The sequence below is a fragment of the Chryseobacterium sp. 2P genome (assembly GCF_059579425.1).
Genome location: NZ_CM184194.1, coordinates 1,432,013 through 1,444,194, shown reverse-complemented (window position 1 = coordinate 1,444,194; position 12,182 = coordinate 1,432,013). Strand labels below are relative to the sequence as shown.

The 12,182-nt window shown below is 34.1% G+C and carries 9 protein-coding genes; 1 reads left to right on the top strand and 8 read right to left on the bottom strand.

Annotated elements, in window-relative coordinates:
• Positions 1-9: 9 nt before the first annotated feature.
• The 6 genes from AC52CF_RS06560 to AC52CF_RS06535 all read right to left on the bottom strand — a co-directional run bounded on the left by AC52CF_RS06560 (position 10) and on the right by AC52CF_RS06535 (position 7,051).
• The gene (locus tag AC52CF_RS06560; RefSeq protein ID WP_214590331.1) at positions 10-462 is read right to left on the bottom strand and encodes a hypothetical protein; all 453 of its coding nucleotides are present in this window, start codon (positions 460-462) and stop codon (positions 10-12) included.
• 5 nt (positions 463-467) lie between these two features.
• Positions 468-4,445: a phage tail family protein gene (locus tag AC52CF_RS06555; protein ID WP_496517956.1), complete on the bottom strand. Its 3,978-nt coding sequence runs from the start codon at positions 4,443-4,445 to the stop codon at positions 468-470.
• Positions 4,446-4,668: 223 nt separating this feature from the next.
• A complete protein-coding gene (locus tag AC52CF_RS06550; protein WP_496517955.1) occupies positions 4,669-4,812 on the bottom strand; it encodes a hypothetical protein in 144 nt (47 codons plus the stop codon).
• Positions 4,813-5,959: 1,147 nt separating this feature from the next.
• On the bottom strand, positions 5,960-6,325 hold the full coding sequence (locus AC52CF_RS06545) for a hypothetical protein (protein ID WP_336715291.1): 366 nt from the start codon (positions 6,323-6,325) through the stop codon (positions 5,960-5,962).
• A 49-nt stretch (positions 6,326-6,374) separates the two neighbouring features.
• A complete protein-coding gene (locus tag AC52CF_RS06540; RefSeq protein ID WP_157967283.1) occupies positions 6,375-6,545 on the bottom strand; it encodes a hypothetical protein in 171 nt (56 codons plus the stop codon).
• A gap of 350 nt (positions 6,546-6,895) precedes the next feature.
• Positions 6,896-7,051, bottom strand: coding sequence for a hypothetical protein (locus tag AC52CF_RS06535; protein WP_157967284.1), 156 nt, complete (start codon positions 7,049-7,051; stop codon positions 6,896-6,898).
• Positions 7,052-7,984: 933 nt separating this feature from the next.
• On the opposite strand from AC52CF_RS06535, the gene AC52CF_RS06530 reads away from it, so the two are divergent.
• The gene (locus AC52CF_RS06530; RefSeq protein WP_206608152.1) at positions 7,985-8,647 is read left to right on the top strand and encodes a S24 family peptidase; all 663 of its coding nucleotides are present in this window, start codon (positions 7,985-7,987) and stop codon (positions 8,645-8,647) included.
• An 85-nt stretch (positions 8,648-8,732) separates the two neighbouring features.
• Here the strand turns inward: AC52CF_RS06530 and AC52CF_RS06525 are convergent, their stop codons facing one another.
• Together AC52CF_RS06525 and AC52CF_RS06520 are read right to left on the bottom strand one after the other, a co-directional pair.
• Positions 8,733-9,644, bottom strand: coding sequence for a hypothetical protein (locus AC52CF_RS06525; RefSeq protein WP_214590334.1), 912 nt, complete (start codon positions 9,642-9,644; stop codon positions 8,733-8,735).
• Between the two features lie 93 nt (positions 9,645-9,737).
• Positions 9,738-12,113, bottom strand: a complete 2,376-nt coding sequence (locus AC52CF_RS06520; RefSeq protein WP_214590335.1) for a hypothetical protein — start codon at positions 12,111-12,113, stop codon at positions 9,738-9,740.
• Positions 12,114-12,182: the final 69 nt, after the last annotated feature.

Below are 12,182 nucleotides of genomic sequence, written 5' to 3'. Positions count from 1 at the left end.
GTTACTTCTTTAAATGTTATTCTCTTTAAACTTAAATTCTGAAATCCAATTTTCATTTATAACCAATGATTTATTTTTTAAAATATATTTTAAATCATCTGTATCAATCTCATAATCTGAGAGTACACAATCATTTTTTGAAAAATCTGAATATGATTTATAAATTAGCTCTCCCTTATAAGAATAACTAATTACAATTTCTTTAGCTCCCGTTTTTTCATTGACTTTAATTAGTTTTTTACCATTTGTTGTTTCTTCCCAGTAAAAATTTTCATTTAATTCAATATCAAAATTAACAGTAACAGTGTAAGTAAATTTTCTTTTTTTAGTATTAACAGAAAAAACAGAAAAACAATATTTATATATTTCTTTAAAATTATTGTCTTCGACAAATACTTTAAACTTTTCAATTTGAAAATTTTTAGCATCGCTGATCATTTTGTCTATTTCGTTATTATCCATAATATTTAATTGTTTTCATAGTATTTAAGCCATTTTTCTTTGGCAATTTCTTGTCTAAATATTTCATCCTGTATTGGTAAGCTACCAAAAATATAAGGCTCATCAACAATATTTCCCCAAATCGCACTTCTCTTTTGCTTCATCATATCTAAAAAAGGTCTATCTTTTGAACCAGGAGTAATACTACTTCCTGGTGGATGAGTGTGACCGGAAAACTTTCCATATTTTCCTTGAGTTAATTCATCTAAAAATTGCTGATTAGGAACATTTATAATATTTCCCTCTCCTCTAATAATTAATCTTTCTGAACCTTTAGTAAACATATTGAACTCATCACCTGTTACATTTGTAATCTTTAACAAATCTTTCATCGAAACACTTTTCTTTGGTAAAAATACGTAATCTCCAGAGTTAGGTAATTTCTCCAAAATAGATAGCTGTCTTTTTGTTAAAGAACTTATTGGTTTTAGCGAATAATCTCGATTTTTAGAATTAGAGGTATTAATAGTAATCTTTTCATCTTTAACTAAACCCTGCTCACTAGTCTCATCAACAAATTTACTTGTACTTTTTCTAATATTTTCATTTTCAGGTAAAGTTTTCTCAAATATATTATTTTTAGTAGATTTCACGTTAAAATACTCAGAAGGAATTTCCCCTTTAATTAAAATCTCTTTGTCTCTTACACTATTATTAAGATCTCTTACAGCATTATTCACCCTTTTTTGATTATCTGATGATGGATATTTTTCAAATCTATTCATCGCCTCATCTACTTTGGCTTGTAATTCTGCTTGTACCTTTTCCGGTCTTAAAACTTCTACTTCATTTATTTTACCTGCAGCAATGTCTGCTTCCAACCTTTTAATATCAACTTCAATCACATGATCTCCATAAGTTTTACCTATACCTGGTCCCTCTTCAGAAAAAGAGGTATAAGGACTTTTGCTTTTATTAGGTTCGCTTCCTCTTACATGATCAGAGACTGTAGCGCTTCCATTTTTATTTGCAGGAGCTAAATTACCTTCCTCATTAATATGAGATTTTATTCTATCCTCTGTTTTACCCACGGGAGAATATGGTCTGTCATCCTGTCTGAATATGCTTTCTTCATATACATTTTCCTGCGTTTGAATTGGCTTTACATCCTCTTCCTTAATGTTGGATTTACTATTACCTCTTTCATTGCTAATAGGCTGCTCATGCATTCTATCCGGAACGGTCTGTTCTTCGAAAGGAAGCTGATTTAAATTACGGTTTTGCAGTGTAGTTGTATTCTTTTTCTTAAAAGGTTCAACCACCCAATCTTTCGCCTTCTTATAAGCTGCTTTGAAACTTTGGAAGGATTTAATCCATGTTTCTTTTTTGAAAACAGATGTTATTCTTCTAGGTATAGAAACAATTTGTGCTTTAAGACCATTTTTTAAGTTAATAAACATTCGCTTACCAAAAGTTTTCGGGTTTCTTTTTGCCAGATCTTTTATGGAAGCTCCTCCTTTTTTCGAGGCTTTTCCACCTATCATTGCCAAAATAGCCATACCTGAATTAGTAATATCACTTTTTAATTCGCCAGAATTTTTGAATAAAACATCAGCCGTTTTTGCCGTATGTACGTCATAAATGTTTTTAATTCCGTTTAATATATTCAATCCTAATGCAATCGCTCCAACCCAGAATGTTATAGTTCCCATTGTTATGGTAGCTCCTCCCAACCAGGCAGCTAACGGCGCCAAACCACCAAGAGTGAAGAAAGATCCTACGGCAGCAGCTACTGTTAATATTCCTAGTATTCCTGTAATTACGCCAGCTATGACCAGTACTTTATTGGCTATTCCGGCGGCTTTTTGAAGAATCATTCCTACGGGATCTTCTGAGAATCCTTTCCAGTTTGTTAAATCATCCCAGATTCCACTTATAGAGCCTGAAATTGCCTCATACCACGCTTTTGGATTGAAAATAGATTCGATGAATTTACCCACATCTGTCCATGTAATAGACGTAACGTCATTCCAAATATCTGAAAACGCAATAGAAATAGACATCCATAGTCTTTTTAAACCGGTAATCCTGTTCAGATTTTTGGTAACTAAGTTTAATGGTTTTTGTAAGGCATCTTTACGTTTGTTATTATAAACTTCTATTTGAGCGTTTCTAATGCTTTCAACATTTTGCTCGATTAAACCTTGATGTTCTGCTTGATCTTTATCGTAATTAGCATTTACTTCTTCAAATTTATCTTTTAGTAAATTTTGTTCGCTTGGGCTTAATTTTCTTAAGAAAGCTACCTGTTGCTCTTCTGTTTTTAATTTTGCAAAATCAATTAATAAACTTTCTGCCTGATTAAGCTCTTTAGGAGCCTTTTCAATTTTATCTTTTTCTTTTTGTATTAAGCTGTTTCGTCCCTCAACTGTTGCCATGTTGGCATAGTAAGCATTTTGAGTTTTTATAACCTCACGTTCGATAGCATAAGAATCTTGTATTAATCCGTCTGCTTCCTGGTTTAATTTTTTACTTTGCGATTCTACCTGTTTTAGTTTAGGAGTAAGTTTTCCTAACTCTCTTTTTGCTTCATTATTCTTTTTAGTATCTGATGCCAGTTTAGCTTTTGATTTTAATATTGATGCTCTGGAAGACAATATTTCGCTCTGTATTTTTGCGTTTTTAGCTTTAGATTGTTGAGCTTCTTGAGACAGTTTTTGAGTTGTATTTCCTGCCTGAGTTACAGCTTGATTTATCGTACCTGCGTTAGTACTTAATTCATTTAATTTTCTAGTGAGGGTTCCGGAATCAGCATTTTTAGGATCTTGATGTTTTTGAGATCCACTAAGTAAATTTTTTGCTTCACTATTGAAATCACTTGCCTTGGTCTTATTTTTATTATATTCTTGTTGATAGATTCCTACTTCCTGTTCTACTTTTTGTTGTCTTTTTACTGAGGTTTCCAGTCCTTTTTCCAATTTACGGATGAGAGCTTCTTTACTTTCTATGCTATCTTCTGATTTCTCTAAATCAGCATCTGATTTTTGAATTTCTTTTTGAACCTCTTTAATTTTGTTTTTGATTGTATTCGCTGCTTCATTTTGAGTTTTCACCTGAGACCTGGCTTCTACCCCCTGATCTCTAAATTCTTGTGCAGCCGCAACCAATCCAACAATATTGAGTGTTGTTTGTGCATCGGGAGCGATTTCGGCCTGTTCGCTATCAACAGCCTTATCCATTCTTGGAGTAAGAACAGGTTGAATATTTTTTGGAATGACAAAATTGTCATCTTTTTCTATCTTAGTTTTTGTATTTAGATTATTATTAGATTTTTTTCCATCCTTAATTTTGACATTCCCCGAATGAGTGAATGTATTTTTATCAATCCTCGTTTTTGAGCCACTAGTATTGACTTTGTATAAAATCGGCTTAATCGGAGGTGTTTTAATCTCAATTTTTCTCTCTTTTGGCTTTTGGTCTATAATAGGTTTTAACGTTTGTGATTTACTGCTAATCTTTTTTAATGCTTCTTTTTCGTCTATCGTTTTCGCAGCAGTTTTCTGATTTTTAACCATTTGATGAGCTGCTGCCTGTTCCTCCAACGTTTTCGGCACATACGTTCCGGATTTCAGATCATGATAATCTTTAACCTGACTGATGTTCAGCGTGGAAGTATAATCTTTTTCTGCTTTTTGGGTATCCGGATGATTGATATCTCCGGTTTCTGCCAGACTTTCCTGATGCTTTTTAAACATGATCTCAGAACCCTGATCGTAAATGGTCTGTGAACCGTGAACCGGAGCAATAATTCCGTTTGCATTTGTCTTATTGATATTCGGGGTTGCGAATCCTGCAAGAGCTGCAGATTCTTCAGGCTTTTGTGTTTGTAAAGGAGCCACTTCCGCCACGGGCAGAGGTACCACCACCGGCTTTTTAGCCTTCTGCTTTTTGCTCTGGCTATGATGGTTTTTGTTGTCTTTTTCTACAGGTTTTGCTGCTTTCATTGACTTGGTGTTTTTTAATTATATTTTGTTTAAAAGGCACGTAAAGCACAACAATGGAGCTGCGCTTTACCGTACCTGATGGAACTGAAAAATCAGACGCGGTAACGTAGTTTTTTAAGATTTTACTGCCTGTAAGGTGACACAGCGTTATGATGAGAAATCGGAAGTGCTGTGCTTTTTTCTTTTGATCCGGCTGAAATTCCAGATTCAAAATTCAGAATTTTTAAGGAGAATAAGCCTTTTTTGGAGCGGGGGATTCTGTAGTTGCAGTAAGTGGTTTCCCGAAATGATTTCTGATGACGGTAATACAGAAATTTACTTTAGGCTTTAAACTTTTTACCGCAAAAGATGCAAAAGAGTTTAACACTTTAGTTTTTTTAAGTTTAATGCTTAAATGAAAAAAAAGAGCACATAAGTTAAAAAAATCAAAGATTTTTTAATGTCTTGATTATTTTAAATGGGACGTTTACTGTTATGCAATTTTATTGCAGTATTCTTCCTCCTTTAAACTTTTTTACCACAAAAGATGCAAGAGATTTAAACACTTTAATTTTTTTAAGTTTAATGCTTAAATGAAAAAAAGAGCACATAAGTTAAAAAAATCAAAGATTTTTTAATGTCTTGATTATTTTAAATGGGACGTTTACTGTTATGCAATTTTATTGCAGTATTCTTTCTCTACGCTCCACTGTCCTGTACCGAAAGTTTACTGTGATGTATTTTTATTGCAGTATTGTATATTTATATTCCACTGTTATAGATTGAATGTTTACTGTACAGCAATTTTAACAAAATATTCTCCATTTACATTCTACTGTCTTAGATTGAAGGCTTACTGTTCTGCAACTTTATTATTGCTCACCTTTTCTACTGCTTACTACAGTACATTTTTACTACTGCTCACCTTTTCTGCTGCTTAACACAGTACATTTTAGGCTTACTACACTACATTTTTACTACTGCTCACCTCCTCTGATACTTAACACAGTACATTTTAGGCTTACTACACTACATTTTTACTACTGCTCACCTCTTCTGATACTTACTGCTTAACATTTTAAGCTTACTACAGTACATTTTTACTACTGCTCATTCATTCCATACTCCGGTATACTATATTTTAACGTTAACTCAGTAATAAAAAATTGTATATCAAATATTTACGATTTGTTTTGGAGTATTTTTGCACAATACTGTTGCAGCCCGACCTGAGTGGAGCTCTTTTGTAGTTTTTGTGACTGGAAAAGCTTTGGCAAAACTACAAAAAGCGGGAACGGAGGGCGGAAAAGCTGCCCAAAATAATAAGAATATAGATCGAGTTCACGTTATTTTAACCTTACTGCACTACAATTTTATTCAAACCCACTTTTCCTAAAGCTTAGTACATAAGATTCAAATAGTATTTTAAAGGAATTCAGCCCTTTCACGTCATAACGTTTTCAGATGTTTGTTTTTAACAACAATAATTAATTGTTTTTGATACTTGTCGTGCTTCGGAGGGGTTCTTTAGGCTCTTATTTGATCTCTTCTTTTTTCTCTTTTTCTTCTTCAGGCTGTCTGTTTGGCTGGTTTCCGATGTAAAGATTCATGGTTGTTTCAATCCAGTTCGGAAGATTGGTGGTAATCATTTTCAGGAACTTGTCGTAGCCGTAACCGAGTACAAACAATATTCCTGTGGAATACCATTTGTTGTGGAGTTCGGCACTTTTCATGACATAGCTCATGGTGAAACCGACAATAATCACGATAATTAAGGTGATGATATGTTCCCAAGGCCTCTTTTTTTCTTTGTTCTGTATGGAGATCAATACTCTTAACAGTCCTCCCGAAAATGCAATGGCAGTTCCGATGAGGAGGGCTTTTATACTATCTAAATTCATTCTTCATATTATTATTCATTAAAATTGATTTTTTTACAACGCTAAGTTGTTAATCGTCCTGATCGAGCATATACATATCATCCAGAAATTTTCTGCTCGTCTCGATGTTTTCGTTTTCGCTGAGGTAAGCCAGCTCGTCTATAAGATCACTGATGTCTCTATCGGGATCCTGAAATTTTTCTAAATTTTCTTTAATTTTTTTGTTCTCTTCTTTTTCCATGACTACCAAAATTTATTAATGTTGATTTTTAATTTTCAATTTCTTCCTGTTCTTTCCGAAACTGTTGCATCGCAGGTTAATTTCTGCCTGAAACCATAGCTTCGGAAAGTAAAACAGTTTTTAACTTGCTGTAATTCTCTATAAATTAAATGGATAATGAAAAGACAATCTTTTATTGATCTGATGGGCAGATTGAATTAGAAGCACTGAACTGTGCGGTCGCTTGGTCTTAAGCTTTTTAGAATATAATTTTCCGGCTCTAATTTTTTGTGATGGTGGATCAGTTGTAAAAGATTGTCCTGAGGAAGCCGCACGAAATGCGGATCTTTAATGGCTTTTGTTTTTCCGTTTTACTCCTGAATGATGTTGTAAATGGTTCTTTCCGACAAAAACAGCATCTCCGTAAGTTCGGTTACAATAACTTTCATTTGTTTGTCCTGATTGCGCTTTACATAATCGTTGACAAAGTCTTTTCTTTTCTCTACAAGTTCTTTACTACGTTTCATATTTAAAAGGTTAAAAGTTGTTTTAATAAAATAATTTTTTGTGTCTTTTTTTGATCAGTTGAGTCAATAAAATCCCTCAGAAGCTTATAGTCTGCCTCTGAAAAGAGGTTTAATGATGTCATTTGATTTTAATTCTCAGAAGCTGGCTCTCTGTGTTTTCCGGCGTAGTTTCATGAGCCTGTCTTCCTGAATTTTAATTTCCTTCGTATGCGAAAAGTATCTTCATATACAATTTGTTTAAACTTAATAGCAAAGGCGCAAGAATTTTATCTACAATAAAATTAAGCATCAATCCTTATGGAAAATCTTGGATTTTCCAGCGCCTTAAAGATTTGAGACCAAAAAAAATCTTGCGTCTTTGCTTCTTCCAACAAGAATCTCTTTTATTTAAAAAAGTTTAAACAAATTCATATTAAAAATGAATTTCTTTCTGCAAACTCAGATTCTCCGCTTCGGAATGTATTTAAATTATTACTGACAGTTATAATGAATCGATATTTTATAATCTGAACAGCAGCTTTGTCTTACATTTTCACGGTCTGTGTTTATGGTCGTTAAAACAAAACAGCAAATGTTCGCATTACCAGTTTAAAAAATGCACATTTTTCGTAAAAAGGAATTTAAAATCAATAATAAAAATACTCATATCAATATAAAAGCGCACTTTTTACAGTGATTTCTATTATTGAAACTTTATCTTCTGTCTGTCAACAAAAAGCACATAAACAATTTTAAATATTTGATTAACAACCCATATTAAAGCAAAAAAAATTAAAAAGCATCAAATATCTATTAAATTGTTGTGATAATTTTTGTACATTTGCCGTATTCTGTTTTAACAACGAGACAAATATACGAACATTGTTCGTATTTCAAAATAAAAAAGAAAAATATTTTGCGTATTTTTTCATAAATAACGATAAACATATCAAAATGACCAACTTAGAATTCAAAGAGATCAGAAAGAAATTAAAGATGAAGCAGGCCGAGATCGCCGAAGCGATAGGAGTTGGTACGAGAGCTGTTCAGTACTGGGAAAAAGGCGAAAGAAAGATACCGGAAACCACTGCTTATTTTGTAAAAAACATGCTGCAGGAACAGCAGCAGAAACCTGATAACAGCGCATCGCCGGTTGCTTATTCGGATCTAAAGATCATGTACGTTCCGCTGGCGAACCAATACGCACAAGCCGGATATCTGAGCAGATTTGCAGACGAGGAATATATAGAAAGTTTACCCACGATTCCTTTCAGTGATGATGTGGAACACCGCGGCGAATATATGTGTTTCGAAGTTCGGGGAGACAGTATGGACGACGGCTCCTACGAAAGTTACCTTGAAGGCGATATTATTTTATGCAGAAATATCCGTCAGGATTACTGGATGAGCAAGCTGCATTATGATAAGTGGGATTTTGTCATCGTACACAAAGAAAAAGGGATTCTCGTCAAAAGAATCATCAATCATGATGTGGAACGAGGCATTATCACCCTTCATTCTCTGAATGAATATTACGAAGATTTTGAAATTCATCTTCAGGATGTGGCAAAACTCTTCAATATCATCAGTACAAGGCGTAAAAATAACAGAAGGTGATAGAAAGCTTTATCATAGAATAAAAATCCTCAAAATTTCTTGAGGATTTTTATTTTAATTTCTACTGTTTCTTTTAATTAACAGCTTAGCATTTAAAAAATTGAGAAAATCCCTGTATTGTGGCCGTTGACGGATCTACATCATAAATATTATTACTATAGCTGGAAAATCTAACCCATCGAATACCATACCTATTGAAATTAGTTAAATTTCCGATATCAAAACTTGAAAGATTTCCTGGAGTGGCCAGTGTGATTCCATCGGACAGATAGAGCTGACTTCCTATCTGTGGAGTGGATGTAATTAGATTCACCTGCTTGGTCCACTTATTCCCTGTGTAGCAAATACCTTCTTCTAGTGGTGATTCTTTATCACTTGACACACAAACTGCAGGATTCATAGTGTATGGAGCTGTTTTAACGGACCATGTTTTAGAAGTAATTTGTGCGATAACAGACCAATTCGAGGTTCCTTGCTGATTCGAGCAGTGCTTTCTTACTCTCACGTAAAGAACCGTGTTATTGGGAATATTCGTCATATCAAAATTCTCAGTCTGGGTATAATTGAATCCAACTCTGGAACCGACTATATTGTTAAATCCATTGTCAGTTGCAATCTGATATTCTGGTGTTGAAAGGTTGGTAGCGGTAACTGTATAGACCATTCTTATCTGCCCGTCTGAAAGGACTTCCAACTTATCGATAATCGGGGTTTCACAGCTTACAGGATAACAGTTCCCTATTTTAAATAAGCTTTTTTCTTTAACCGCTACTCCATCTTCATCCATCAATTCTATAATCAGCTCGTATTCTCCCTGATCCGGAATAAAAGGAAGCTTTACGGTGTCTGAAGAGCTTGGAATGGGGCTTATATTGTATTCGGAATACGGATCAGACGGATTCTCGTTTTTATTTTTATAATAAGCAATTGCGCTTTTTATTGGCTTAGAAGATGTGTAATCTATCTTAAACGAAATATTGCATGTTTCTGCTGCCATTGTTTTGTTTTTATATTGTTATTAAATTTAATAAACAAAGGGTGATTTTTTGATTTTTCAATCGAATAAAGGCACCCTTCGTTATTTTGATATTTATTTAGGAACACGGCCTTCACAACAATCTCCTCCTTTCTCGAAGACGATACCTTTTATAATGATGGGAGTTTCTACGTACCAATTTTCAAGAGATACATTCTGTTCACATCCGCCTCCAATAACTTTTACTTTTATGTTCGGAATTTTTCTCGGAGAAAGATTATTGAATGTATGAGTAACAAAACCTTCCGAATCCGGATTTTGAATTACCTGACTTCCGTTATCAAGGAAATCCCAGCTGTACTGATAATCCATGAAGTGATCTCCTGATATTTTGAATTTCACAACAGTTGATGTTGAATCAGACTCAGGAAGATCAACTTTCTCCACGACAATTCTCACCTGCGGTTCTGTAATCACTGTAATGGTACAATCTGTAGATTTTCCATTAACGCTAAAGCTAATTGGCTGGTTATGTAATTCCTGACTTACCGATGCAGGATCAAAGAAATACAATCCATCAATTAATTGTACTCCGCCATTCAGATCAGAATCTACATTTGCCGTTACGATGCCGTTGAAAGGGAATACCGTAAACGGAATTTTCTCTGCTTTGGCACAAATAGTCGTATCAGGTAAAGTCAGATTAATCTTCACTTTCGGCGTACAGCAGATGTACGGAAGCGAGAAATCTGCCACAATAACTTCATCTCTCCCAATATGATCATACACCATGATAAAAGTACCTCCTTTTGCAACTCCGAGTTTATGTTCTAAACCCGAATATTTATCAATATATTCATTAAAGTAAGCTTTTGAAAGATCTTTATTTTTCAATAATTCTTTAAATGACAAAAGCATAATATCAAATCCCAGCTGCTGCTTGTCTCTGATCTTTTTTATTTCATCAAAAGCATCCTGATAATGCATTCCCTGATGTCCTTCAATATTATAAAACGGAGTTCTGTCGATGTTAAAATCCAATGGTTTCTTTACATAGGCTTCCTGTGAAAACATACCCGCATTATAGCCTGCATTATTACGGAAAGACGGAGTTCGTATCTTATTGAAATCCCAGACTTTCAGAAACTCATCAGTAATTCTGTAATAGAATGGGATCGCTCTATTTCCTAAAAGGTCTGACTTTTGAGACGGAGTAATTTTAATGGCGGATTCCGCTTCTATTGGTATATCACTCTCCATTACTTCTACATGGCGGTTTGGATATTTAAAATTCTGTACCTGCAGATTAAAACGGCTAATTAATGTTTTAACTTTCTGCATCGCCTTTTCATCATCCAAGACCGGTGAATTGTAAAACTGATGTCTTGAAGAGTCCAGCTTCATTTCTGAATTTAATTTCCCCAGCATAATATGTTTAGGAAAAGAAGCAAAATCGGGAAGACATTTTGTAAATGTTTTAGGAAGAAGCCTGATAATTTCCGAATACGTATCCGCTAAATCTTTTACCACATCATAAGCATACTGAAAACCCGATGGCAGGCTAAGACATCCTTCCAAAACTTTTTTAAAGGAAGAATGATCTGCAGCAGAAAGTCTAAATAATTTAGAAATTTCGTTGATTTTTTTAAAAACAAGTTCACCATAGTTGTTTCTTTCCAAAACTTCTGTGTAAAGACTTTTTAAATCTGCAAAGGAAAATTGTGCTTCAATTCCCTTTTCTTTAATAAGTCTTTCCAAAATAACGCGTTCCTGCTTTACCGAGCCTAATATATCCTCTATAAATAACGGATGCGGCTGAATACGGTCTTTCTGAAGAATATAATTAACACCCTGTTCGTTTGTAACCAATACTTTTAGATTTCGGATCTGCTGGATTCCATGATTATCACAATCTACTCCTCTGCAAGGTTTTACTTCTTTTTCATAGCTTTCCAGATAGAGCATCAGGTATTGATCTTCGAGATCCGTAAAGTTGGCTACCTGCTGAAAATCTGAAGTTGCTTCCTGAGCTGTAGCCAGTTCCCAAAGTTCAATCTGTCCTCCGTTTTCATCATAAAATGCAGGATAATTTACTTTAAAATTGTCGTATTTTTTAAAATGAGTATATTCTTTACTATCAATACTGATTGTCTTTAGATCGCTTACATATAGTTCTTCGCTTACTTTACCCGTATTGCTGAGGGTAAGCAAATCTCCATCGGTTGTAACTGCAACTCCCTGCGAAAGTTTTATGCTGTTGAGTTTTTTATTGGAATAGGTAAATTCAGGTTTAAGACCGCATACTATACCTGTTCCCTGAAGCATTACTCTGGATAAACGATCCTGATCTTCAAAAAAGTCTAAAAACTCATTGAACTGAGTATACTCAATGTACTGTCCTTTACTGAATTTGCGGTATTGGGTAGATACATCACTTAATTTAATGAACTTCCGGTATGGATTCGGTATATTATTTAATTGATTATTCATTATTGTTCATTTTTAATGATTTGTTAAAATGATTTAAACAACACCTTAGACAGATGTATTTTCTAAGGT

Coding starts and splice junctions, on each gene's coding strand:
- AC52CF_RS06525 (WP_214590334.1), bottom strand. CDS start 9,644: ATGGCAGCAGAAACATGCAATATTTCGTTTAAGATAGATTACACATCT.
- AC52CF_RS06540 (WP_157967283.1), bottom strand. CDS start 6,545: ATGGAAAAAGAAGAGAACAAAAAAATTAAAGAAAATTTAGAAAAATTT.
- AC52CF_RS06555 (WP_496517956.1), bottom strand. CDS start 4,445: ATGAAAGCAGCAAAACCTGTAGAAAAAGACAACAAAAACCATCATAGC.
- AC52CF_RS06545 (WP_336715291.1), bottom strand. CDS start 6,325: ATGAATTTAGATAGTATAAAAGCCCTCCTCATCGGAACTGCCATTGCA.
- AC52CF_RS06535 (WP_157967284.1), bottom strand. CDS start 7,051: ATGAAACGTAGTAAAGAACTTGTAGAGAAAAGAAAAGACTTTGTCAAC.
- AC52CF_RS06560 (WP_214590331.1), bottom strand. CDS start 462: ATGGATAATAACGAAATAGACAAAATGATCAGCGATGCTAAAAATTTT.
- AC52CF_RS06530 (WP_206608152.1), top strand. CDS start 7,985: ATGACCAACTTAGAATTCAAAGAGATCAGAAAGAAATTAAAGATGAAG.
- AC52CF_RS06520 (WP_214590335.1), bottom strand. CDS start 12,113: ATGAATAATCAATTAAATAATATACCGAATCCATACCGGAAGTTCATT.